The 24,634-nt window shown below is 58.2% G+C and carries 21 protein-coding genes; 15 read left to right on the plus strand and 6 right to left on the minus strand.

Annotated features, from left to right (window positions below):
- Positions 1–129: 129 nt before the first annotated feature.
- Genes AFK24_RS00955 through AFK24_RS00965 form a run of 3 tightly spaced genes read right to left on the minus strand, consistent with a single transcriptional unit; the run spans position 130 to position 2,654 of the window.
- Complete coding sequence (locus AFK24_RS00955) at positions 130–897, minus strand: TerB family tellurite resistance protein (protein WP_065831463.1); 768 nt, start codon at positions 895–897, stop codon at positions 130–132.
- The gene (gene murU, locus AFK24_RS00960; protein ID WP_065831464.1) at positions 897–1,568 is read right to left on the minus strand and encodes an N-acetylmuramate alpha-1-phosphate uridylyltransferase MurU; all 672 of its coding nucleotides are present in this window, start codon (positions 1,566–1,568) and stop codon (positions 897–899) included. The genes AFK24_RS00955 and murU overlap by 1 nt, the downstream gene beginning before the upstream one ends.
- 60 nt (positions 1,569–1,628) lie before the next feature.
- Entirely contained in the window at positions 1,629–2,654 is a 1,026-nt protein-coding gene (locus AFK24_RS00965; protein WP_065831465.1) for an aminoglycoside phosphotransferase family protein, read from the minus strand.
- 129 nt (positions 2,655–2,783) lie between these two features.
- Between AFK24_RS00965 and AFK24_RS00970 the strand changes: the two genes are divergently transcribed.
- From AFK24_RS00970 to AFK24_RS01020, 11 genes are all read left to right on the plus strand, one after another.
- A complete protein-coding gene (locus AFK24_RS00970; RefSeq protein ID WP_065831466.1) occupies positions 2,784–5,561 on the plus strand; it encodes an LPS-assembly protein LptD in 2,778 nt (925 codons plus the stop codon).
- A complete protein-coding gene (locus AFK24_RS00975; RefSeq protein WP_065831660.1) occupies positions 5,542–6,864 on the plus strand; it encodes a peptidylprolyl isomerase in 1,323 nt (440 codons plus the stop codon). The genes AFK24_RS00970 and AFK24_RS00975 overlap by 20 nt, the downstream gene beginning before the upstream one ends.
- On the plus strand, positions 6,861–7,850 hold the full coding sequence (gene pdxA / locus AFK24_RS00980; protein WP_065831467.1) for a 4-hydroxythreonine-4-phosphate dehydrogenase PdxA: 990 nt from the start codon (positions 6,861–6,863) through the stop codon (positions 7,848–7,850). The genes AFK24_RS00975 and pdxA overlap by 4 nt, the downstream gene beginning before the upstream one ends.
- Positions 7,847–8,653 (plus strand): 16S rRNA (adenine(1518)-N(6)/adenine(1519)-N(6))-dimethyltransferase RsmA, encoded by an 807-nt coding sequence (gene rsmA, locus AFK24_RS00985; RefSeq protein WP_065831468.1) that lies wholly within the window; start codon positions 7,847–7,849, stop codon positions 8,651–8,653. The genes pdxA and rsmA overlap by 4 nt, the downstream gene beginning before the upstream one ends.
- A gap of 104 nt (positions 8,654–8,757) precedes the next feature.
- Positions 8,758–9,138: a Co2+/Mg2+ efflux protein ApaG gene (gene apaG, locus AFK24_RS00990; protein ID WP_020290915.1), complete on the plus strand. Its 381-nt coding sequence runs from the start codon at positions 8,758–8,760 to the stop codon at positions 9,136–9,138.
- On the plus strand, positions 9,138–10,019 hold the full coding sequence (locus AFK24_RS00995; protein WP_065831469.1) for a symmetrical bis(5'-nucleosyl)-tetraphosphatase: 882 nt from the start codon (positions 9,138–9,140) through the stop codon (positions 10,017–10,019). Before apaG ends, AFK24_RS00995 begins: the two co-directional genes overlap by 1 nt.
- A 30-nt stretch (positions 10,020–10,049) precedes the next feature.
- The gene (glpE, locus tag AFK24_RS01000) at positions 10,050–10,370 is read left to right on the plus strand and encodes a thiosulfate sulfurtransferase GlpE (RefSeq protein ID WP_065831470.1); all 321 of its coding nucleotides are present in this window, start codon (positions 10,050–10,052) and stop codon (positions 10,368–10,370) included.
- Between the two features lie 288 nt (positions 10,371–10,658).
- Positions 10,659–12,581, plus strand: a complete 1,923-nt coding sequence (locus AFK24_RS01005) for a PrkA family serine protein kinase (protein WP_065831471.1) — start codon at positions 10,659–10,661, stop codon at positions 12,579–12,581.
- Positions 12,582–12,703: 122 nt separating this feature from the next.
- Positions 12,704–13,975 carry a YeaH/YhbH family protein gene (locus tag AFK24_RS01010; RefSeq protein WP_065831472.1) on the plus strand — a complete coding sequence of 424 codons (1,272 nt, stop codon included), beginning with the start codon at positions 12,704–12,706 and terminating at the stop codon, positions 13,973–13,975.
- Positions 13,972–15,531, plus strand: a complete 1,560-nt coding sequence (locus AFK24_RS01015; RefSeq protein ID WP_065831473.1) for a SpoVR family protein — start codon at positions 13,972–13,974, stop codon at positions 15,529–15,531. Before AFK24_RS01010 ends, AFK24_RS01015 begins: the two co-directional genes overlap by 4 nt.
- A gap of 108 nt (positions 15,532–15,639) precedes the next feature.
- Positions 15,640–16,869 (plus strand): multifunctional CCA addition/repair protein, encoded by a 1,230-nt coding sequence (locus AFK24_RS01020; protein WP_065831474.1) that lies wholly within the window; start codon positions 15,640–15,642, stop codon positions 16,867–16,869.
- 129 nt (positions 16,870–16,998) lie between these two features.
- Here AFK24_RS01020 and folK read toward each other — a convergent pair whose 3' ends face one another.
- Both folK and folB read right to left on the minus strand, forming a co-directional pair.
- Complete coding sequence (folK, locus tag AFK24_RS01025) at positions 16,999–17,535, minus strand: 2-amino-4-hydroxy-6-hydroxymethyldihydropteridine diphosphokinase (protein WP_065831475.1); 537 nt, start codon at positions 17,533–17,535, stop codon at positions 16,999–17,001.
- A complete protein-coding gene (folB, locus tag AFK24_RS01030) occupies positions 17,526–17,879 on the minus strand; it encodes a dihydroneopterin aldolase (protein ID WP_020290907.1) in 354 nt (117 codons plus the stop codon). The genes folK and folB overlap by 10 nt, the downstream gene beginning before the upstream one ends.
- A 75-nt stretch (positions 17,880–17,954) precedes the next feature.
- On the opposite strand from folB, the gene plsY reads away from it, so the two are divergent.
- Entirely contained in the window at positions 17,955–18,524 is a 570-nt protein-coding gene (gene plsY / locus AFK24_RS01035) for a glycerol-3-phosphate 1-O-acyltransferase PlsY (RefSeq protein ID WP_065831476.1), read from the plus strand.
- Positions 18,525–18,564: 40 nt separating this feature from the next.
- Here plsY and tsaD read toward each other — a convergent pair whose 3' ends face one another.
- Positions 18,565–19,590: a tRNA (adenosine(37)-N6)-threonylcarbamoyltransferase complex transferase subunit TsaD gene (gene tsaD / locus AFK24_RS01040; RefSeq protein ID WP_065831477.1), complete on the minus strand. Its 1,026-nt coding sequence runs from the start codon at positions 19,588–19,590 to the stop codon at positions 18,565–18,567.
- A 198-nt stretch (positions 19,591–19,788) separates the two neighbouring features.
- On the opposite strand from tsaD, the gene rpsU reads away from it, so the two are divergent.
- The 3 genes from rpsU (at position 19,789) to rpoD (ending at position 24,407) form a co-directional block, all read left to right on the plus strand.
- Positions 19,789–20,004 carry a 30S ribosomal protein S21 gene (gene rpsU, locus AFK24_RS01045; RefSeq protein WP_002551877.1) on the plus strand — a complete coding sequence of 72 codons (216 nt, stop codon included), beginning with the start codon at positions 19,789–19,791 and terminating at the stop codon, positions 20,002–20,004.
- Between the two features lie 529 nt (positions 20,005–20,533).
- Positions 20,534–22,489: a DNA primase gene (gene dnaG, locus AFK24_RS01050; RefSeq protein WP_065831478.1), complete on the plus strand. Its 1,956-nt coding sequence runs from the start codon at positions 20,534–20,536 to the stop codon at positions 22,487–22,489.
- 67 nt (positions 22,490–22,556) lie between these two features.
- Positions 22,557–24,407: an RNA polymerase sigma factor RpoD gene (gene rpoD, locus AFK24_RS01055; RefSeq protein WP_065831479.1), complete on the plus strand. Its 1,851-nt coding sequence runs from the start codon at positions 22,557–22,559 to the stop codon at positions 24,405–24,407.
- Positions 24,408–24,634: the final 227 nt, after the last annotated feature.

Here is a 24,634-nt window from a genome sequence, read left to right on the forward strand (position 1 = left end):
GGGACTTGTCCCCGATTGGCCAGCCGAGCAACCGTGATCTACCTGACCCACCTCGATTGCCCGAACCAACGCTTCCCGGACAAGTCCGGTCCTACTGAAGCAATGCAGAAATCGCGGGCAACGCAACGTTCACCGAAACCCGCGCCGTTCCTTGATCAAGGTATAGGCGCTGTGCAATTCCCGAGTGCGGTCGGTGGCGTCGCGGACCTGGATCTGGCTCGCGCCGGAACCGGCGATCTTGTCCGGGTGGTTGCGACTGAGCAGACGCCGATAGGCGCGTTTGATATGCGCAGGTTCGGAATCCGCCTGCACACCCAATAACGTCAGTGCGTGCTGATAGTCGTTGACCTTGCTGGTCAGCGGCTTTCTCTGGGTGTCATGTTCAGCGGCCAGAGCTTCGACTTTCGCTGCTGGCCAACCCAGCCATTTGCCCCACAGCACAATCAGCTCGCGCTCGTTGCGTGTTGCCCTGCCGTTGGCCCAGGCCATGCGCCAGCAGGCGCGCAGCAAACCTTCGGCGGCATGGGGTTGGGTCTGGAAGCGCCGCAGGTAACCGCGCAGATGATCGCGACCGTCCTTGCCCCGGTTGAACGCCGCAATAGCGCGGCGCTGCGCCGGTTCGCTCATGTCCAGCCGACGCATTTCCACGCGGGCCTGCTGGATATGCTGCTCGACGACACGGCCATCGCGTTTTGCCAACCGCCCCAGCAACAGGAACAGCAGTTCATCGTCGCGGGGCACCTGCCGACCGCCCAATCGAGCGCGCAGTTCGGCCCAGCTTTGCAGGGCCAGACGTCGGTCGAGTGCCTGCCCCAGCAATGCGCCGAGCATGGCGCCCGGAATGCTGGCGATCAGATAACCTGCGCCCGCCCCCAGCAACGTGCCCGGCCACAACATCAGCCGCCCACCGCAAGCAGTCGCTCGACTTCAGCCAGCCGCTCGTGAGTACCAACATCCACCCAGCGCCCGCTGAAATGCTCACCGGTGACCTGACCCTGCGCCATGGCTTGCCGCAACAACGGCGCCAGCTTGAACGCTCCGGCCTCGCAACCGGCAAACAGTCGCGGATGCAAAATGGCGATGCCGCTGTAGGTCAGCCGCGAGCTTGCCGAGTCGTCATCGCGAACCTGCCCGTCGACCAGGGCAAAATCACCGCTGGGGTTGTGGCCAGGGTTATCGATCAGCACCAGATGCGCGAGCCCGGCGATGGGCATGCGCAAACGGGCGAAGTCGTAGTCGGTCCAGATATCGCCGTTGACCACCACAAAAGGCTTGTCGCCCAGCATTGGCAGGGCGCGGAAGATGCCGCCGCCGGTTTCCAGCGGTTCACCTTCCGGGGAGTAGCGAATATTCAGGTTCAGGCGCTGCCCGTCACCCAGATAATCCTCGATTTGCTGACCGAGCCACGCGTGGTTGATCACCACATCGTGAAACCCGGCGTGGTGCAGGGCGCGCAAATGGTATTCGATCAGAGGCACGCCGCCAGCGCGCACCAGGGGTTTTGGCGTGTGCAGGGTCAACGGGCGCATCCGTTCGCCTTTTCCCGCAGCGAGAATCATCGCTTTCATGCAAGCCTCTTCAACACAATCGTTACCTTCTTGTAGTCATCGTCTTTGCAGCAATGGCCTTCATACAGCTTGCGGCACCGGCTGCTTCAGGCAGGTCAGCAACTGACCCAGTTCAGCCAGCTCGGGACGCCGGGACAACACCGCTTCTATATAAGCAAAGAATCGCGGTACGTCGGCCAGGTAGCGCGGCTTGCCGTCACGATGGCAGATGCGCGCGAAAATCCCGATCACCTTCAAATGCCGCTGCACGCCCATCAAGTCGCTAGCACGCACAAACGCGGCGAAATCGTCCTGCACCGGGATGCCCAGGGCCTGCGCCTTGTCCCAGTAGAGCTTCAGCCAGCCTTGCACGCGCTCTTCAGGCCAGCTGAGGAACGCATCCTTGAACAGACTCGTCACGTCGTAGGTCACCGGGCCGTACACCGCATCCTGGAAATCCAGCACGCCGGGATTGGGCTCGCTGAGCATCAGGTTGCGCGGCATATAGTCGCGATGGACCAGCACTTTGGGCTGCTCAAGCGCGCTGTTGATCAACAGATCGCTGACTCGCTGCCACATGGCCTGCTGTTCCGCGTCAAACTCGATGCCCAACTCCCGAGCGACATACCACTGCGGGAACAACTCCAGCTCGCGACGCAGCAATGCCACGTCATAGCTGGGCAACGGCGCATCCATCGGCAACTGCTGAAAAGCCAGCAGCGCATCGAGCGCTTCGGCAAACAAAGCGTCGGCGTTGTCTGCATTGAGCACGTCGAGCCAGGTTTTCTGACCCAGATCGTTGAGCAGCAAAAAGCCCTGCGTCAGGTCTTCGGCATAAATTTTCGGAACATTAATCCCTGATTTATTTAATAAATGTGCGATATCCACGAAGGGTTTGCAGTTTTCCTGGGGTGGCGGGGCATCCATCACAATAAAAGTTCGCTCGCCCCCCTGCCAACGGAAGTAACGGCGAAAACTCGCGTCACTGCTGGCCGCAGTCAACGTGGCCGGGGGAATCGCGCCCCAGCCTTGCGCCGCGAACAGCGCGGGAAGTTGCTCATCGAGCCAAGTTTCGAGGTGTTGCAGGCGTACATCTTGATCTGGCATTGCAAGGGTCTCCGACGGCGCTAGCCGTCAAGCGGGTCATGCTTTATTATCCGACATCTTTTTCAGCCCATCGAGAGGCGTGCGGCCCCCCCGCGGGCAGATGGCGCGCAGGAAGCCCGGATTAATAAGATGGCATTGAAATCCCCCGCGTTTCGTAAAAAATTTCCGTTGCTCGTAACCGGCAGTTTGCTGGCGATGCAACCTCTTGCCACTCAGTTCGCGGTCGCAGCGGAACAGTATGACTGTTCAGTGTCTGCTTCGGGCGCCTGGGATTGCGCGCCGAAAACCAACGCCCTCGAATTGCCTCCGCGGCCCGTGCATAGCACGACGTCGGTCAGTTCCAACGGCACGGTCACTTCGGACAGTGGCTCCACCAGTGAACCTGCTGCCGCTACCACCAAACTGGTAACCGAAGCCAAGGGCAAAGGCCTGAAGTCGCGTAGTGCAGACTACAGCCACCTTGATTGGGTTCCTCGCGAAAAACTGACTCCTGCGCAATTGGCCGAAACCGGTCCTTATTGCTCGGGCGCCTATGTCGAGCCGATCCGGCCTGGCATGGACGACAAGACGAAGATGAGCGAAGCGCCGATGTTCATCGGCGCCAAGGCTTCTCGCTACCAGCAGGAAGAGCAGATCGCCACGCTCGCCGGTGACGTTGTATTGCGTCAGGGCAGCATGCAGGTCCAGGCTCAGGAAGCGAGCCTTCATCAGACCGAAAACCGTGGCGAGCTGAACGGCGATGTCCGTTTGCGCGACAACGGTGCCTTGATCGTCGGCGACCACGCAGAGCTGCAACTCGACACCGGCGAAGCCCAGGTCGACAACGCAGAGTACGTGCTGCACAAATCGAATATTCGCGGTAATGCCCTGTACGCCAAGCGTGCCGAGAACGCGATCATTCGTTTGAAGGACGGTACGTACACCACGTGCGAACCGGGCAGCAACGCGTGGACGCTCAAAGGCAACAACATCACGCTGAACCCGGCGACCGGTTTCGGCACCGCGACCAACGTCACCCTTCGGGTCAAGGACATACCGGTACTCTACACGCCGTATATCTACTTCCCGATCGACGACCGTCGCCAGTCAGGCTTCCTGCCGCCGACCATCGGCACTGGCAGCGATACCGGCCTCATGCTGGTTACGCCTTACTACTTCAACCTGGCACCGAACTACGATGCCACGCTCTATCCTCGTTACATGGCCAAACGTGGCCTGTTGATGGAAGGCGAATTCCGTTACCTGACCAAAAGCAGCGAAGGTCAGTTCGGCGGCGCTTACCTGAACGATGATGAAGACGAACGCCGCCTGCAGAGCGACTACGAAAAAACCCGCTGGATGATCAACTGGCAGCACAAGGGTGGCCTCGACTCGCGCTGGTTGACTCAGGTCGACTACACCGACGTCAGCGATCCTTATTACTTCCAGGATTTGCAGAGCGATCAGATCGGCGTCGATAGCCGCGACTACATCAACCAGCAGGGTTCCCTGACCTACCGTGGTGACACCTACACGGCAGCCGTCAACGCCCAGGCCTACAAGCTGGCAACCGTCGCCAACATCACCCCGTACAACCGCCTGCCGCAGATCACCTTCAACGGTGCCCTGCCTTACACCCCGGGCGGCCTGCACTTCAACTACGAGACGGAGTTGGTTCGCTTTGATCGCGATCTGGAAACTGGCAACTACGTTGACCAGGACGGCGTTGCAAGCCCTCGTCTGGACACCAACGTTGTCGGCCTGGCTCGTGCAAACGGCGACCGTCTGAATCTGGCTCCATCGGTAAGCTTGCCGATGGACTGGACCTACGGTTTCCTGACGCCGAAGCTGAAATACGTCTACACCCAGTATCAACTGGATCTGGATGGTCGCGGCAAGCAAACCCTGCTCGCCGACGAAGAGTTCAACAGCAGCGAAAACCGCAGCGTGCCTATCTTCAGCGTCGACAGCGGCCTGTACTTCGACCGCAACACGCAGTGGTTCGGCAAGAACTACCGCCAGACCCTGGAACCGCGGCTGTTCTATCTCTATGTTCCCGAGAAAGACCAGACCGATATTCCGGTTTTCGACTCGGCTGAAACGACCTTCAACTATGCGTCGCTGTTTCGTGACAACCGTTTCGTCGGTTCCGACCGCATCGGCGACGAAAACAAGCTGTCTCTGGGCATCACCAACCGCTGGATCGAAGACAACGGCTTTGAACGTCAACGTTTCAGCATCGGTCAGGCGTTGTACTTCGCCGATCGTAAGGTCCAGCTGCCGGGTATCGATTGGAAGACGCGCGACGACGCACAAGCGAACGTCTCGCCGTATGCACTGGAATACGAATACCGCTTCAACCGCGACTGGCGTGTCAATTCGGACTTCAACTGGGATCCGGACAGCCACAGCACTCGTTCCGGCAGCGCGATGTTCCACTACCAGCCGGAAGACAACCCGAACAAGGTCGTCAACCTCGGCTACCGCTACCGCAATGACCTGGTGCGTTACGACCAGACTACCGGCAAGTGGAGCGTGGGTGGTGGCGATTACGGCACCCCGGGCAGCGCGAACTACGTCAAGGACTACTACAAGATCCAGCAGCATGACTTCTCGGTTATCTGGCCAATCGTGCCGCAGTGGAACGCCATCAGCCGCTGGCAGTACGATTACAACCGCGACCGCACGCTGGAAGCCTTCGGTGGCTTCGAGTATGACAACTGCTGCTGGAAACTGCGTTTGATCAGCCGCTACTGGGTCGACTACGACGAGTTCAGCCAGGACGCTCCTCAGAACGAGAAAGGCGACCACGGCGTATTCCTACAAATTGTGTTGAAGGGACTTGGTGGCGTTACCGGCGCCAAAGTAGAGAGTTTCCTCGACAAAGGCATTCAAGGTTATCGTGAACGTGAAGACCAAGCTTTCTGATTGTCTGCGCCCGCTGCTGCTGGGCGCGTTACTCCTGGGGACTGCAGCGCATGCTGCGGTCCAGCCGCTGGACAGCGTGGTGGCCATTGTCGATAACGACGTGATCATGAAAAGCCAGATGGACCAACGTGTCCGCGAGGTTCAACAGACCATTGCCAAACGCGGTTCGGGCGTTCCACCTGCAGAAGCACTGCAGCCGCAGGTTCTGGATCGTCTGATCCTGGAAAACCTGCAGTTGCAGATCGGTGAACGCTCCGGCATCCGGATCACCGACGAAGAGCTGAACCAGGCCATCGGCACCATTGCCCAGCGCAACAACATGAGCGTGGACCAGTTCCGCGCCGCGTTGTCCCGTGACGGGCTGTCCTTCAACGATGCTCGCGAGCAGGTTCGTCGCGAAATGATCATCAGCCGGGTGCGTCAGCGCCGGGTTGCCGAGCGCATCCAGGTCTCCGAGCAGGAAGTGAAGAACTTCCTTGCTTCCGGCCAGGGCAAGGCTCAGCTGTCGGAAGAGTTCCATCTGGCCAACATCCTGATCGCCACGCCGGACAGCGCTTCTTCGGACCAGATCCAGACCGCTGCCCGCAAGGCTCAAGACCTCTACGGCAAGCTTAAGCAAGGCGCTGACTTCGGTCAGATGGCAATTGCCAACTCCGCCAGCGAAAGCGCCCTGGAAGGCGGCGACATGGGCTGGCGTAAAGCCGCTCAACTGCCACCGCCGTTTGGTGACATGCTCGGGACCATGCCGATTGGCGACGTAACGCCTCCAGCACGGACTCCAGGTGGCTTCATCATTCTCAAGTTGCTGGAAAAACGCGGCGGTGAAGGCCAGGCTCAAATGCGCGATGAAGTGCATGTGCGTCATATCCTGATCAAGCCAAGCGAGATCCGCAGCGAAGAAGAAACCAAGCGTCTGGCGCAGAAAATCTACGACCGCATCCAGAATGGCGATGACTTCGGCGAACTGGCGAAGAGCTTCTCTGAAGATCCGGGCTCGGCACTCAACGGCGGCGATCTGAACTGGGTTGATCCTAACTCGCTGGTTCCAGAATTCCGTCAGGTGATGAACGACACGCCGCAAGGCACGTTGTCCAAGCCGTTCAAGACTTCTTATGGCTGGCACGTTCTGGAAGTCCTTGGCCGTCGCGCCACTGACAGCACCAACCAGGCCCGTGATCAGCAAGCCCTGACCGTGTTGCGTAACCGCAAATACGATGAAGAGCTGCAAACCTGGCTGCGTCAGATCCGCGACGAAGCCTACGTTGAAATCAAGCTCCCTGGCGCCGCCCAGGCTGCGCAGTGAAACCAAAGCGTTTCGCTCTGACACCCGGCGAGCCGGCCGGCATTGGTCCTGACCTTTGCCTGCTGCTCGCCACGCAGCCTCAGCCGCACCCCCTGATTGCCATTACCAGCCGCGACCTGCTCACCGAGCGGGCCGCGCAACTGGGCGTGGCCGTCAACCTGATTTGCGTCACGCCCGATGCCTTCCCGGATCAGCCTTCGCCAGTCGGCAGCCTTTACGTCTGGGATACGCCATTGCGCGGGCCTGTCGTGGCCGGCCAGCTGAACACGGCCAACGGCCCGTTCGTCGTGGAAACACTGACCCGTGCCGGACAAGGCTGCATCGACGGCGATTTCGTCGGCATGATCACCGCGCCGGTCCATAAAGGCGTGATCAATGACAGCGGCATTCCGTTTTCCGGACATACCGAGTTCCTTGCCGAGCTGACTCACACCGAACAGGTGGTGATGCTGCTGGCGACCGGCGACTTGCGTGTCGCGCTGGTGACGACGCACCTGCCTTTGCGCGACGTGGCCGATGCGATCACTGCCGAGCGACTGGAGCGCGTAACCCGCATCCTGCACGCCGATCTGGTCAACAAGTTCGGCATCGCGCGTCCACGCATCCTGGTGTGCGGGCTGAACCCGCATGCTGGCGAAGGCGGACATCTGGGCCGCGAAGAAATCGACATCATCGAACCTACTCTGGAGCGTCTGCGCAGCGAGGGCCTGGATTTGCGTGGCCCGCTGCCCGCCGACACTCTGTTTACCCCAAAATATCTGGAGCACTGCGACGCAGTGCTGGCGATGTACCACGACCAGGGCTTGCCCGTGCTGAAATACAAAGGTTTCGGCGCCGCAGTCAACGTGACCCTCGGCCTGCCGATCATTCGTACTTCTGTCGACCACGGCACCGCGCTGGATCTGGCGGGCAGTGGCAAAATCGACACCGGCAGCCTGCGAGTCGCCCTGGAAACCGCCTATCAGATGGCCGAGACCCATTCATGACCGAGCAATTCCAACACAAGGCGCGCAAACGCTTTGGGCAAAACTTCCTGCACGACGCTGGCGTGATCGACAAAATCCTGCGCGCCATCCGTGCAAAGCCAGAAGACCGCCTGCTGGAAATCGGGCCGGGCCAGGGTGCCCTGACCGAAGGCCTGCTCAACAGTAACGCGCAACTGGATGTGGTTGAGCTGGACAAGGACTTGATCCCGATCCTGGTTCACCAGTTCGGCAACAAGCCGAACTTCAACCTGCATCAGGGCGACGCGCTGAAGTTCGACTTCACCAGCCTCAACGCGCCGGCCAACAGCCTGCGCGTGGTGGGTAACCTGCCCTACAACATCTCCACGCCGCTGATTTTTCATCTGCTGCAAAACGCCAACCTGATCCGCGACATGCACTTCATGTTGCAGAAAGAAGTGGTTCAGCGTCTCGCGGCAGGCCCCGGCGGAGGCGACTATGGTCGCTTGTCGATCATGGTTCAGTACCACTGCCGGGTGGAACATCTGTTCAACGTCGGTCCAGGCGCGTTCAATCCGCCACCGAAAGTCGACTCGGCCATTGTTCGTCTGGTCCCGCACGAAACCCTGCCGCATCCAGCCAAGGATCACCGCCTGCTTGAACGCGTCGTCCGCGAAGCCTTCAATCAGCGGCGCAAGACCCTGCGCAACACGCTCAAGTTGCTGCTCACCAGCGACGACATTACCGCCGCTGGCGTGGACGGCAGCCTGCGTCCGGAGCAACTGGATCTGGCCGCGTTTGTGCGCCTGGCAGACAAACTCAGCGAGAAGCCGGTCGAGGCCTGATGCACGCCGGACGTGTGGGCGATTAGTCTATCCCGCCCACATGTCCTAGACTGAGCCATCCGAATGTCCGGTTTTTATTCGCATTTGCTTTCAAGGCCTACTGCATGTCTGATTCCCGTTACCAGGTCGACGTCAGCGTCGTCACGCGCTTCCTCGCAGAACAGTCGCAACCCGATCAGAACCGTTTTGCGTTCGCCTATACCGTGACTGTGCATAACAGCGGCGAGTTACCTGCCAAGCTTCTGTCCCGGCATTGGGTGATCACTGACGGTGATGGCCATGTCGAGGAAGTGCGCGGCGATGGCGTCGTCGGTCAGCAACCCTTGATCGATGCCGGCCAAAGCCACACCTACAGCAGTGGCACAGTGATGACCACCAAGGTCGGCAACATGCAGGGCACTTACCAGATGCTCGCCGAAGACGGTAAACGCTTCGACGCCGTGATCGCGCCGTTCCGCCTTGCTGTGCCGGGGGCTCTGCACTGATGGCGGTGTATGCCGTTGGCGACCTGCAAGGTTGCCTTGAACCGCTGCAATGCCTGCTGAACCATGTGCAGTTTGACCCGGCCAAAGATCGTCTTTGGCTGGTGGGTGATCTGGTCAACCGCGGCCCGCAATCCCTCGAGACCTTGCGGTTCCTGTACAACATCCGCGAGTCCCTGATCTGCGTACTGGGCAATCACGACCTGCATCTGCTGGCGGTGTCACGCAAGATCGAGCGCCTGAAGAAAGGCGACACCCTGCGCGAGATTCTCGACGCGCCGGATCGCGATGTCCTGCTGGCGTGGCTGCGCCAGCAAAAGATGATGCATTACGATGCCGAGCGTAACGTCGCGATGGTGCATGCGGGCATCCCGCCGCAGTGGACGCTGAAGAAAGCGCTCAAGCACGCGGCTGAAGTCGAAACCGCTCTGCATGACGATCTGCTCTACGAGCCGTTCCTCGACGGCATGTACGGCAACGAACCCACCAAGTGGGACAGCGAACTGCATGGCGTGACGCGCCTGCGCGTGATCACCAATTACTTCACTCGTATGCGCTTTTGCACCAGCGAAGGCAAGCTCGACCTCAAAGGCAAGGAAGGTGCAGATACCGCCCTGCCCGGCTATGCCCCATGGTTCAGCCACAAGGAACGCAAGACCCGGGACGTGAAGATCATCTTCGGCCATTGGGCTGCGCTGGAAGGCCGCTGTAACGAGCCCGGCGTCTTCGCTCTGGACACCGGCTGCGTCTGGGGTTCAGCCATGACGCTGCTCAATGTCGATACGCTGCAACGGCATCATTGCGATTGCGACGCCCAGGGCAACGCAGAATCCGGTACCGCCAGGACCATTACCCAAAGTCCTGTCATCCCGGCCGGGCGCTAGAATCAATACACCCACAAACAGGAGCCAGACATGACCGAGTTCAAACGCATTCCTCCCGAACAGGCTCAAGCCTTGCGCGAACAAGGCGCTGTGCTTGTGGATGTACGCGACCCGCAGACATTCGCCAGCAACCACATACCCAATTCACTGCACCTGGATAACCACTCCATCTCGGACTTCATCCGCGAAGCCGACCTGGACAAACCCCTGGTGGTCGTCTGCTACCACGGTAATTCCAGCCAGAGCGCTGCGGCCTACCTTGTGAGCCAGGGTTTCTCGGATGTGTACAGCCTGGACGGCGGATTCGAGCTATGGCGCAGCACCTTCCCGACTGAAACAGCCCAAGGCTGAGCAAAAATATTTTTTATTACAGCTGATCCCGCGTCCTGCGGGGGTTGGCGGGCCAACTGACGAACGGTTGGCCTGACTTATTGTTCATCCCTTCTTTATCTTTCCGATTCCGAACTATCCTTAGCCTCAGGCCATCCGTAATCAGGGGAGAGCCGGTACACCGGCGCGTGGGTCATCGGTAGCTACTTTTATGGTGTTCTGGGGGGTAAACGGCAACTGGATTCACAGCTGCTGCCAGCATCGACTGACGATCCGCCGCCGGCTCTACGTATCGAGCGAGGTGACGTCATGAGTATTTTTAGCCACTTCCAACAACGCTTTGAATCGACACGCCAGGAGGAGCTCTCCTTACAGGAGTATCTAGAGCTCTGTAAACAGGATCGCAGCGCATACGCGTCTGCGGCAGAACGCCTCTTGCTGGCCATTGGCGAACCGGAGCTGGTCGACACGTCGGTCAATTCTCGGTTATCGAGAATCTTCTCCAACAAAGTGATCCGTCGCTATCCTGCCTTTGCCGACTTCCACGGGATGGAAGAATGCATTGATCAGATCGTGTCGTATTTCCGCCATGCCGCTCAGGGCCTGGAAGAGAAAAAACAAATCCTGTATCTGCTCGGCCCGGTCGGTGGCGGCAAGTCATCGCTGGCTGAAAAACTCAAACAACTGATCGAAAAAGTGCCGTTCTACGCCATCAAGGGCTCGCCGGTTTTCGAGTCGCCGCTGGGGCTGTTCAACGCCACTGAAGACGGGGCGATTCTCGAGGAAGACTTTGGTATTCCCCGACGCTACCTGAGCACCATCATGTCGCCTTGGGCGACCAAGCGTCTGGCTGAGTTCGGGGGCGACATCAGCCAGTTCAAAGTCGTAAAACTCTATCCATCCATCCTCAATCAAATCGCCGTCGCCAAAACCGAACCAGGTGACGAGAACAACCAGGATATTTCCGCGCTGGTCGGCAAGGTCGATATCCGCAAGCTGGAAGAATTCCCGCAAAACGATGCCGACGCCTACAGCTACTCAGGCGCACTCTGCCGGGCCAACCAGGGCCTGATGGAATTCGTCGAAATGTTCAAGGCGCCGATCAAGGTGCTGCACCCACTGCTCACCGCCACCCAGGAGGGTAACTACAACAGCACCGAAGGCCTGGGCGCGATTCCGTTCACCGGCATCTTGCTGGCCCACTCCAACGAATCGGAATGGCACAGCTTCCGCAACAACAAGAACAACGAAGCCTTCATCGACCGTATCTACATCGTGAAGGTGCCGTACTGCCTGCGCGTCAGCGACGAGATCAAAATCTACGACAAGCTGCTGTTCAACAGCTCGCTGTCCAAGGCCCACTGCGCACCCGACACCCTGAAAATGCTTGCGCAGTTCACCACTTTGTCGCGCCTTAAAGAGCCGGAAAACTCCAACATCTACTCCAAGATGCGCGTGTACGACGGCGAGAACCTCAAGGACACCGATCCAAAGGCCAAGTCGATCCAGGAATACCGCGACAACGCTGGCGTCGATGAGGGCATGAACGGCCTTTCCACGCGTTTCGCGTTCAAGATTCTCTCCAAGGTCTTCAACTTCGACCCGCACGAAATCGCCGCCAACCCGGTGCACTTGCTGTACGTACTCGAACAGCAGATCGAGCAGGAACAGTTCCAGGCCGAAACCCGCGAGCGCTATCTGCGCTTCATCAAGGAATATCTGGCGCCGCGCTACATCGAGTTCATCGGCAAGGAAATCCAGACTGCGTACCTTGAGTCCTACAGCGAATACGGCCAGAACATCTTCGACCGCTACGTGCTTTACGCCGACTTCTGGATTCAGGATCAGGAATACCGCGATCCGGAGACCGGAGAAATCCTCAACCGCGTGGCATTGAACGAAGAACTGGAAAAAATCGAGAAACCGGCCGGGATCAGCAATCCGAAGGATTTCCGCAACGAGATCGTCAACTTCGTATTGCGTGCCCGCGCCAACAACAATGGCAAAAATCCAACCTGGCTCAGTTACGAGAAGCTGCGTGTCGTGATCGAGAAGAAAATGTTCTCCAACACCGAGGACTTGCTGCCGGTCATCAGCTTCAACGCCAAAGCCAGCAAAGAGGATCAACAGAAACACAACGACTTCGTTACCAGAATGGTCGAGCGGGGCTACACCGACAAACAGGTACGGCTTCTTTCCGAATGGTACCTACGGGTCCGGAAGTCGCAGTGAAGCAGCTGCAAGCTTCTAGCTACAGGCTGCAAGGGAAAAGCGGTTGAGTCCCGGACTTGGGAGTTGACGGCGCATTCGCTTGCAGCTTGAGGCTTACGACTTGAAGCTCCCCGGAGGGGCCTATGAGCTATGTGATCGACCGACGTCTCAATGGCAAGAACAAGAGCACGGTGAACCGCCAGCGGTTTTTGCGGCGCTACCGTGACCACATCAAAAAAGCAGTTGAAGAAGCCGTCAGCCGGCGCTCCATCACTGACATGGAGCACGGCGAACAAATCAGCATTCCGGGTCGCGACATTGACGAGCCGGTGCTTCACCATGGTCGTGGCGGCAAGCAGACGGTGGTCCATCCCGGCAACAAAGAATTCACCACCGGCGAACATATCGCTCGCCCACAAGGTGGCGGTGGCGGCAAAGGCCCAGGCAAGGCGAGCAATTCCGGCGAAGGCATGGATGAGTTCGTATTCCAGATCACTCAGGAAGAGTTTCTGGAATTCATGTTCGAAGATCTCGAACTACCCAATCTGGTTAAACGCAATCTGACCGGGACCGACACGTTCAAGACAGTCCGGGCCGGTATCAGCAATGAGGGCAATCCCTCGCGCATCAATATCATCCGCACCTTGCGTTCAGCCCATGCGCGACGCATCGCGCTGTCCGGCAGCAGCCGTGGCAAGCTTAAGGAAGCAATCAGCGAACTTGAGCGCATGAAGCGCGAAGAACCGGATAATTTCGGCGACATTCAAGAGCTGGAAGTCGAAATCGAAAGGCTGCGGGCGCGGATCAAACGGGTGCCCTACCTGGACACCTTCGACCTCAAATACAACCTGCTGGTCAAACAGCCCAACCCTAGCTCCAAGGCTGTGATGTTCTGCCTGATGGACGTTTCCGGGTCCATGACCCAGGCGACCAAGGACATCGCCAAGCGCTTCTTCATCCTGCTGTATCTGTTCCTGAAACGGAATTACGACAAGATTGAAGTGGTGTTCATCCGCCACCACACCAGCGCCCGGGAAGTCGACGAAGAAGAGTTCTTCTATTCACGAGAAACCGGCGGCACCATCGTTTCCAGCGCATTGAAACTGATGCAGGAGATCATGGCTGAACGCTATCCAACCAACGAATGGAATATCTACGCCGCCCAGGCCTCGGACGGCGACAACTGGAACGACGATTCGCCAATCTGCCGCGAAATTCTGATCAAGCAAATCATGCCGTTTGTGCAGTACTACACTTACGTGGAAATTACCCCACGGGAACATCAGGCCTTGTGGTTCGAATACGAGCGCATCGGCGAAGCCTTTGCCGATACGTTTGCCCAGCAGCAGCTGGTCTCTGCCGGTGATATCTATCCGGTATTCCGTGAACTCTTCCAGCGCAGGTTAGTGACATGACCGCTAGAGAGCAGAAGCGCCAACCCCTCTCCACGGGTTCAGAGTGGACATTCGAACTCATCCAGGCCTATGACCGCGAGATCAGCCGTATTGCGGACCGCTACGCCCTGGATACCTACCCCAACCAGATTGAAGTCATCACGGCTGAACAGATGATGGACGCCTATGCCTCGGTGGGGATGCCGTTGGGCTATCACCACTGGTCCTACGGCAAGCACTTCCTGAGCACGGAAAAATCCTACTCACGCGGCCAGATGGGTCTGGCCTATGAAATCGTCATCAACTCCGATCCGTGCATCGCTTATCTGATGGAAGAAAACACCATCTGCATGCAAGCCCTGGTCGTGGCCCACGCCTGCTATGGCCACAACAGCTTCTTCAAAGGCAATTACCTGTTTCGCACCTGGACCGACGCCAGCTCGATCATCGATTACCTGGTGTTTGCCAAGCAGTACATCATGCAATGCGAAGAGCGCCACGGCATCGACGCCGTCGAGGATCTGCTCGATTCCTGCCATGCCCTGATGAATTACGGCGTCGACCGTTACAAGCGCCCTTATCCGATCTCGGCGGAAGAAGAACGTCGTCGCCAGAAGGATCGTGAAGAGCATCTGCAGAAACAGATCAACGATCTGTGGCGCACCATTCCGAAAAGCGCGGACAAATACAGCAAGGAGGACAACGCACGCTTCCCTGCCGAGCCGCAGGAAAACATTCTGTATTTCATCGAAAAACACGCGCCATTGCTGGAGCCCTGGCAGCGTGAGGTCGTGCGAATCGTGCGCAAGATCGCGCAGTATTTCTATCCGCAGCGCCAGACCCAGGTGATGAACGAAGGCTGGGCAACGTTCTGGCATTACACTCTGATGAATGACTTGTATGACGAAGGCCTGGTGACTGACGGCTTCATGATGGAGTTTCTGACGTCCCACACCAGCGTTGTCTATCAACCCGGCTTCGACAGTCCGTACTACAGCGGGATCAACCCCTATACCCTCGGTTTTGCGATGTATCGCGACATCCGGCGGATCTGCGAGGAGCCCACCGAAGAGGATCGCCACTGGTTCCCCGACATTGCCGGCACCGATTGGCTGACCGCAGTGAAGTTCGCCATGAGCAGCTTCAAGGACGAGAGTTTCATCCTGCAATACCTGTCGCCCAAGGTCATCCGTGACCTGAAGCTGTTCAGCATCATGGATGACGATCAGAAAGACGATCTGCTGGTGCCTGCGATCCATGACGAACCCGGCTACCGGATTATTCGTGAAACCCTGGCGGCCCAGTACAACCTGGGCAATCGCGAACCCAACATCCAGATCTACAGCATTGATCGCCGTGGCGACCGGTCACTGACATTGCGCCACCAGCAACACGACCGTAAACCATTGGGCGACTCGACCGACGAGGTACTCAAACATTTGCATAGGCTATGGGGTTTCGATATTCATCTGGAAACCGTGCAAGGCGACCAGATCGTGAAGACTCATCACGTGCCACCCCGGGGCGAGCACGACAGTGAATATCCCCGGCTTGATTTGGCGGTAGTTCACCTCTAGGAGCCAGATCCGCCAGCGTGCTTTTCTGAACGCTGGCTGATATTGATTAGGTTTTACCTCCGCGAGGGCGACGCAAGGTTTATCCTGTCGCGCTTACGGAGGTTTTTTATGCAGATTTATAAAGTTGGCGGCGCCGTTCGCGATCGCCTACTGGGGAAACCCGTTACCGATGTCGATTGGGTCGTGGTTGGCGCGACCACTGAAGAAATGCTGATCAAGGGTTATCGCCCGGTCGGCACCGATTTCCCGGTGTTTCTGCACCCGCTTACCGGTGAGGAATACGCCCTCGCCCGCACCGAACGCAAAAGCGGACGCGGTTATGGCGGCTTCGTTTTTCATGCCAGCCCGGAAGTCACCCTCGAAGAAGATTTGATCCGCCGCGACCTTACAATCAACGCCATTGCCGAAGACAAAGACGGCAATCTGACCGATCCTTACGGCGGCCAACACGACCTTGAAGGGCGAATTTTACGTCACGTATCTCCGGCGTTCGCCGAAGATCCGTTGCGTGTGTTGCGCGTCGCACGCTTTGCCGCGCGCTATGCACCAGACGGTTTCAGCATCGCCCCAGAGACCATGGAGTTGATGCGCCAACTGAGCGCATCAGGGGAACTTGAAGCGCTGACACCCGAACGCAGCTGGAAAGAAATCTCCCGCGCACTCATGGAAAGCCAGCCTCAGGTGTTCATCGAAGTGCTGCGTGAATGCGGCGCGCTGAAAGAGCTGCTGCCGGAAATCGACGCGCTGTTCGGCGTCCCGCAGCCGGAGGCCCACCATCCCGAAATCGACACGGGCGTGCATGTCCTCAGCGTTCTGCAACAAGCCGCCAAACACCAACAACCGCTGAGCGTACGCTGGGCGTGCCTGCTGCACGACGTCGGTAAAGGCCTGACGCCGGAGGCCGACTGGCCACGGCATATCGCCCATGAACACACTGGCCTGCGCCTGATCAAGGCCATGAACACGCGCTTTCGGGTACCCAGGGAATGTCAGGAACTGGCGTTGCTGGTCGGGCAATATCACACCCATGGCCACCGCGCCCTTGAACTGAAACCCTCGACCTTGCTGGACCTGCTGCACAGCTTCGACGTCTATCGCCGCCCGCAACGCTTCGAAGATTTCATCGTGGCTTGCGAGATGGACGCGCGGGGACGTCACGGCTTCGAGGAGCGTAGTTATCCACAAGCCGATTACCTGCGCGGCTCGGCCCAGGCGGCACGCGCTGTTTCGGTCCAGCCATTACTGGAGAAAGGCCTTAAGGGCCAGGAACTGGGCGAAGCACTCAAGGTAGAGCGGCTGGATGCGCTGAAGATTTACAAGGCGGAGTACAACAGCTGAGAACGTGTACAGCTCCGTTGGAGCGAGCGGGCGGCGATTCCGACTTGCCCGCGAACCAGACGCCTCGATGGACCAGATCCACCACGTTATCGTTCTTCGCGGGCAAGCCTCGCTCCAACAGAATCGTATTTATTGCCGGGGAAACGCCTGCAACAACCCTTCCGGCGTCAACTGCCCGCCCCGCCATTCGAACGCCACCGGCCACAATTCTTGCTCGATCTGCGCATCTGCCCACAGCTTCTCGAATGAGATGCCTACACCAGGATGCGAACGATCCGCCGCAATCAGCGACAAAGGCCACAGCACGAAAGCATTTTTGAGAATCTCGGCCCGAGGCAGGATCAAACCGTCGAAGTTGCCGACTTGATCGCCGTACAGCAACACATCGATATCCAGCGGCAAACCCTTGCGCTCCGGGGCGTAGCGGCCATTGTCGGCTTCGATGAATTTCAGGCGGCGGTCCAGTTCCATCAAGGGCAGATCGGTCAGACCGGTCACCACCAGATTGAAAAACGGGCCGCTCTTGATGCCCACCGGCAGGCTCTCGAACACCGGCGAGCAAGTGATTTCGCTGACGAATCCGTCCAGCGCTTCGAGCCCCGCAACCAGGTGCTTTTCGCGCTCGATGTTACTGCCGAGACCTAGGTAAATCCGGGTTAGCGACATCCGCGCTCGATCTCCACGCCCACACCAGAAGCTGCCGCAACAGCGCCGGGCTTGGTCAGCTTGAGGTGCAACCAAGGGATATTGAATTCGCTCATCAGCACTTCGGCCAAACGCTCGGCGAAGGTCTCGACCAACTGGAACTGTGCCTGCTCGGCAAATGCCTGAATGCGCGTCGAGACGCTGGCGTAGTCGAGCGCCTTGCTCAGATCATCGCCGGCAGCAGCGGGCCGGTTGTCCCAGCCGAAGCTCAGGTCCAGACGCAGGCACTGGCGAATGCCGCGCTCCCAGTCATAGGCGCCGATCACCGTGTCAACTTCCAGACCTTCGATGAAAACTCTGTCCAAGCACTTACTCTCCACTGCACGACAAGGGCGCGATGCGCCGTTAGAATCAGGGCTTCCTCGCCCGGAATGGTTAGCATGTTTTGGTTACTGGCGATCTTCGCCTACCTGCTTGGCTCGCTGTCCTTCGCCATATTGCTCAGCCGCCTCACTGGCAGCCCGGACCCGCGTGCCAGTGGTTCCGGCAACGCCGGCGCCACCAACATGTTGCGCCTGGCCGGCAAGAAGCTTGCGATCCTCACCTTGATCGGCGACTTGTGCAAAGGCCTGATCCCGGTACTCATTGCCGGGCTTTGCGGCATGAATCCCCGGGAACAAGCCTGGATCGGACTCTGCGCCGTGCTCGGCCATCTCTTCCCGCTGTACTTCCGCTTTCGCGGCGGCAAAGGCGTCGCCACGGCGGCCGGCATGCTGCTGGGCCTGTATGCCCCGGCGGCGGCCCTGGCAATCAGCGCCTGGGCGCTGGTGTTCTACATGACCCGCACCAGCTCGCTGGCTGCGTTGATTGCGACGCCGCTGACCCTGCCACTGCTGGCCTGGAAAGAACCGCTGGCGCTGCTGCCCATGAGCGTGCTGACGCTACTGATCGTCTGGCGCCACCGAGGCAATCTACGCGACCTGTTCGCAGGGCGCGAACGGCATTTTTGAATGCGCCCGGTGAACACCGCTCAGGTTGGCAAAGCGTGGCCTACAGCCCGGACAACTGCTCCATTGGCCAGCGCGCTTGCACCGTGATACTCAAATCTTCTTTCTGCCCGGCCTGTAAACGCTGGCAACCGGCAAAGGCGATCATCGCGCCGTTGTCGGTACAGAATTCAGGACGCGCATAAAACACATTGCCGTGCAGATCACCGAGCATTTTTTCCAGTGAGGTGCGCAGCGCCTTGTTCGCGCTGACGCCGCCAGCGATTACCAAGCGCTTCATCCCGGCCTGTTTGAGGGCTCGCTTGCACTTGATGGTCAAAGTCTCCACCACCGCCGTCTGGAAGGCCAGCGAGATGTCGCAACGGGTTTGCTCGTTGTCGTCCCCAGCGCTTTGGCACTGCTGCCAGGTATTCAGGGCGGAGGTTTTCAAGCCGCTGAAGCTGAAATCCAGACCCGGCCGATCGGTCATGGGCCTTGGGAAGACGAAACGCCCCGCCACACCCTTGGTTGCCAATGCTGCGATCTCCGGACCACCGGGATATTGCATGCCCATCATCTTGGCAGTCTTGTCGAATGCCTCGCCTGCAGCGTCGTCCAGAGTATCGCCGAGCAGCTGATACAGGCCGATGCCATCAACGCGAACCAGCTGCGTATGACCACCGGAAACCAACAAAGCGACGAACGGGAACTCGGGCGGCTGCTCTTCGAGCATCGGCGCCAGCAAATGGCCTTCCATGTGATGCACACCCAGCGCCGGAATGTCCCAGGCGAATGCGAGTGCCTGAGCACAGGAAGCGCCGACCAGCAACGCGCCTACAAGCCCCGGCCCTGCTGTGTATGCGATGGCATCGATATCTTCGGCGACCGCACCGGCGTCGGCCAGAACCTGACGAATCAGGGGCAGCATGCGCTTGACGTGATCACGCGAAGCCAGCTCTGGCACCACGCCACCGTAGGCGCGGTGCAAGTCGATCTGACTGAATAATGCATCGGAAAGCAGGCCGCGCTCACTGTCGTAGAGCGCGACGCCGGTTTCGTCGCAAGAAGTTTCTAATCCCAGTACTAGCATGGGTTTGCGCCTTGTAGAGGCTGAATTCGAAGGCGCGCATAATAGTCGCCACCCAAGGCCCCGACCAGCGGTTTTCGATCAGAGGCTTTGCATTCCTCTCAATGAGGGGTTAACATCCGCAACCCTTAAAAACCGACGTACTTATGTGCAGTTTTTGCACGAGGCGTTGACCCCGGTAATAAATGAAGGTAGCTCTGGATGCCAGCCGTCAAAGTTAAAGAGAACGAACCCTTCGACGTAGCTCTGCGTCGTTTCAAGCGCTCCTGCGAAAAAGCCGGTGTTCTGGCTGAAGTTCGTAGCCGCGAATTTTACGAGAAGCCGACTTCTGAGCGTAAGCGTAAAGCAGCAGCCGCTGTTAAGCGTCACGCCAAGAAAGTACAGCGCGAACAGCGCCGCGCCGTTCGCCTGTATTAATTTACAGACGTCCGTCGCAAGCTTCTGCAACGCCCGGCCTCAAAGCCGGGCTAGCGGCAGTTAAAGCACAGCATAACGCTACATTGACTGAGGCTGTTTGAGTCGCACACGCGATCACATCCGGCATAAACACTCCGTCAAAGCACGTCCAGCCTGAATTCGGGCCACTTTGATTTCGTCGATACCGACGAGAGCAAATCAGGGTGCATGACGAGTATGCCTTGATGACCTTCGCAAGAAGTTCAGCCAAGGCAGCGTCCTTCTCGACCGCAGAGCGAAAACCGAGGCCGCAGGCCGACGTCCAACTCGCAGCCGCAGCCGAACACAAAAATACCAAGCCCCTGACTACCTGATCTAGATAGATACCCACAGGTGGATTTGCTGGCAGCTACTCTTCCAGATAATGATGAGTCGGCACTGGTGCTCAATGGCGCATGTCTTTCAGGCATGATCTGCCAACCAGCCAACCGTCGCTGTATTCTGGATTCGCCACGATGTTCGCGGCGAAACGCTTGATGAAGAGAATTCCATGGCCGGGCTTATTCCTCAGAGCTTCATTGACGACCTTCTGAACCGCACCGACATCGTCGATGTTGTCAGCTCACGTCTGCAATTGAAGAAAACCGGGAAGAACTACAGCGCCTGTTGCCCGTTCCACAAAGAAAAGACACCGTCGTTCAGCGTCAGCCCTGACAAGCAGTTCTATTACTGCTTCGGTTGCGGCGCGGGCGGCAATGCCCTCGGCTTCATCATGGATCACGACAACCTGGATTTCCCCCAGGCCGTCGAAGACCTTGCCAAAGCCGCCGGCATGGAAGTACCCCGCGAGCAGAGCGTCAAAGGCCAGAAACCCCGCCAACCGACCGACTCGCCGCTGTATCCGCTACTGACCGCCGCAGCGGAATTTTACCGCCAGGCACTCAAGAGTCATCCGACCCGCAAGTCGGCGGTGGACTACTTGAAAGGCCGCGGCCTGTCCGGCGAAATCGCTCGGGACTTCAGCCTCGGCTTTGCCCCGCCCGGCTGGGATAACCTGCATAAGCATCTGGGCAGCGACACGCTCCAGCAAAAAGCCATGATTGATGCCGGACTGCTGATTGAAAACGCGGAAACCGGCAAACGTTACGACCGATTTCGTGATCGTGTGATGTTTCCGATCCGCGACAGTCGCGGGCGAGTCATTGCCTTTGGTGGCCGGGTATTGGGCGACGACAAGCCCAAGTACCTGAACTCACCGGAAACTCCGGTATTTCACAAAGGCCAGGAACTGTACGGCCTGTTCGAAGCGCGCAAGCACAACCGCAGCCTCGACGAAATCATCGTTGTCGAAGGCTATATGGACGTCATCGCGCTGGCCCAGCAAGGCTTGCGCAATGCGGTCGCCACGCTGGGTACCGCCACCAGCGAAGAACATTTGAAGCGCCTGTTCCGGGTGGTACCGAACGTGCTGTTTTGTTTCGACGGCGACCAGGCTGGCCGCAACGCCGCATGGCGCGCCCTGGAAGCGACGCTTTCCAGCCTTCAGGATGGACGTCGCGCCCGCTTCCTGTTTTTGCCCGAAGGCGAAGACCCGGACACCCTGGTGCGCTCCGAAGGCACCGATGCGTTCAAGGCGCGCATCAATCAACATGCGCAACCGCTGGCCGATTACTTCTTCGAGCAGCTGACCAAGGAAGCCGATCCGCGCTCGCTGGAAGGCAAGGCCCACATGGCCACGCTTGCCGCGCCACTGATCGACAAAGTGCCCGGCGCGAACCTCAAGACCCTGATGCGTCAGCGCCTCACGGAAATAACCGGACTCAACAGCGAGGCCGTCAGTCAGTTGGTGCAGAACGCTCCCGCTGAAGCGCCACCCAGCTACGACCCGAACATCGATTATGACGCAATGCCCGACTATGCTGATTATCAGCAACCCGGCGGGTATGAAGGACAGCAGGACTGGACGGCGAAGAAAGCCGCCGGCCAGGGCCAGAAAAAGTGGGAAAAGAAGCCGTGGGACAAAAAAGGCAAGCGACCTGACTACGAACCACGTGTCCCGCGCACGCCGACCACCGTCGAACCACCAACACTGACAGCTTTACGGACGTTACTGCATCATCCGGAGCTGGCAGCAAAAGTCGAAGATGCCAGTCATTTCGCGGCAGAAGATCACATTTATGCACAATTGTTGGTGGCTTTGCTTGAAGCTTTGCAAAAAAACCCCAACTTAAGATCACTGCAATTGATTGCACGCTGGCACGGCACCGAACAAGGTCGCCTGTTGCGAGCACTGGCAGAGAAGGAATGGCTGATCGAGGCCGATAACCTTGAACAGCAGTTTTTCGACACTATAACTAGTTTATCCGCCCGCCAACGCGAGCGTAGCCTGGAACATCTGATCAAGAAGGCACGTCAGACCGAGTTGAGCGCTGAAGAGAAAATTCAGCTGCGTGACCTGCTAATTCGTAATGTTCCTGCACAAACCCCGACCTCAACTGGCGCGTGAGGTCATAGCTCGGGTATAATCCTCGGCTTGTTTTTTGCCCGCCAAGACCTTCAGTGGATAGGGTGTTATGTCCGGAAAAGCGCAACAGCAGTCTCGTATCAAAGAGTTGATTACCCTGGGTCGTGAGCAGAAGTATCTGACTTACGCAGAGGTCAACGACCACCTGCCTGAGGATATTTCAGATCCCGAGCAGGTGGAAGACATCATCCGCATGATTAATGACATGGGGATCCCGGTACACGAGAGTGCCCCGGATGCGGACGCCCTGATGCTGGCCGATGCCGACACCGACGAAGCAGCCGCAGAAGAAGCGGCAGCAGCGTTGGCAGCGGTTGAAACCGACATTGGTCGCACCACTGATCCTGTGCGTATGTACATGCGTGAAATGGGTACGGTCGAACTTCTGACCCGCGAAGGCGAAATCGAAATCGCCAAGCGTATCGAAGAAGGTATCCGTGAAGTGATGGGCGCAATTGCGCACTTCCCTGGCACGGTCGACCATATTCTCTCCGAGTACACACGTGTCACGACCGAAGGCGGTCGCCTCTCTGACGTCCTGAGCGGTTACATCGACCCGGATGACGGCATTGCGCCGCCAGCCGAGGTGCCGCCGCCTGTCGACCCTAAAACAGTCAAGGCTGCTGAAGGCGACGAGGAAGAGGAAGAGAAGGACGATTCCACTGACGACGAAGAAGAAGTCGAAAGCGGTCCGGACCCGGTCATTGCTCAACAGCGTTTCGGCGCCGTTTCCGATCAGATGGAAGTCGCCCGCAAGGCCCTGAAAAAGCACGGTCGTGGCAACAAGCTGGCAATGGCCGAGCTGGTTGCACTGGCTGAGCTGTTCATGCCGATCAAACTGGTTCCAAAACAGTTTGAAGGTCTGGTCGAGCGTGTCCGCAGTGCACTTGAGCGCCTGCGTGCTCAGGAACGCGCCATCATGCAGCTGTGTGTACGTGATGCACGTATGCCCCGCGCTGACTTCCTTCGCCAGTTCCCTGGCAACGAAGTTGACGAAAGCTGGAGTGAGGCGCTGGCCAAAGGCAAAAGCAAATACGCTGAAGCCATTGGTCGCCTGCAACCTGATATTCAGCGTTGCCAGCAAAAGCTGACCGCTCTGGAAACAGAGACAGGCTTGAAGATTGCCGAAATCAAGGACATCAACCGTCGCATGTCGATCGGTGAGGCCAAGGCCCGCCGCGCGAAGAAAGAGATGGTTGAAGCGAACTTGCGTCTGGTTATCTCCATCGCCAAGAAGTACACCAACCGTGGCCTGCAATTCCTCGACTTGATCCAGGAAGGCAACATCGGCTTGATGAAAGCGGTAGACAAGTTCGAATACCGTCGTGGTTACAAGTTCTCGACTTATGCCACCTGGTGGATCCGTCAGGCGATCACTCGCTCGATTGCCGACCAGGCCCGTACCATTCGTATCCCGGTACACATGATCGAGACGATCAACAAACTCAACCGTATTTCCCGGCAGATGTTGCAGGAAATGGGTCGCGAACCGACCCCGGAAGAGCTGGGCGAACGCATGGAAATGCCTGAGGATAAAATCCGCAAGGTATTGAAGATCGCTAAAGAGCCGATCTCCATGGAAACCCCGATCGGTGACGACGAAGATTCGCACCTGGGTGACTTCATCGAAGACTCGACCATGCAGTCGCCAATCGATGTCGCTACCGTTGAAAGCTTGAAAGAAGCAACCCGCGAAGTGCTGTCGGGCCTTACTGCCCGGGAAGCCAAAGTCCTGCGTATGCGTTTCGGTATCGATATGAATACCGACCACACGCTGGAAGAGGTAGGCAAACAATTTGACGTGACCCGTGAGCGGATTCGTCAGATTGAAGCCAAGGCTCTGCGCAAGTTGCGTCACCCGACAAGAAGCGAGCATCTGCGCTCGTTCCTTGACGAATAAGCTTACAAGCTGACACCAAAACCCCCGGCCTTGCTGGGGGTTTTGCATTCTGGCTAATAAGTTTTACATCCCGTGTCACGCTTTTCTCAGTACGGCTACACTCGTCTCATGCTATCTGCGACCCTTGAGGCTGCCATGTCACGACTGCCGGCCATTATCTTTACTTCCTTGATTGGCCTGCCGTTCGTTGCCAACGCATTGACCCTTACAGATCCTGAACGTATCTG

This window comes from Pseudomonas syringae (assembly GCF_001698815.1).
Taxonomy (GTDB): Bacteria; Pseudomonadota; Gammaproteobacteria; order Pseudomonadales; family Pseudomonadaceae; genus Aquipseudomonas; species Aquipseudomonas syringae_A.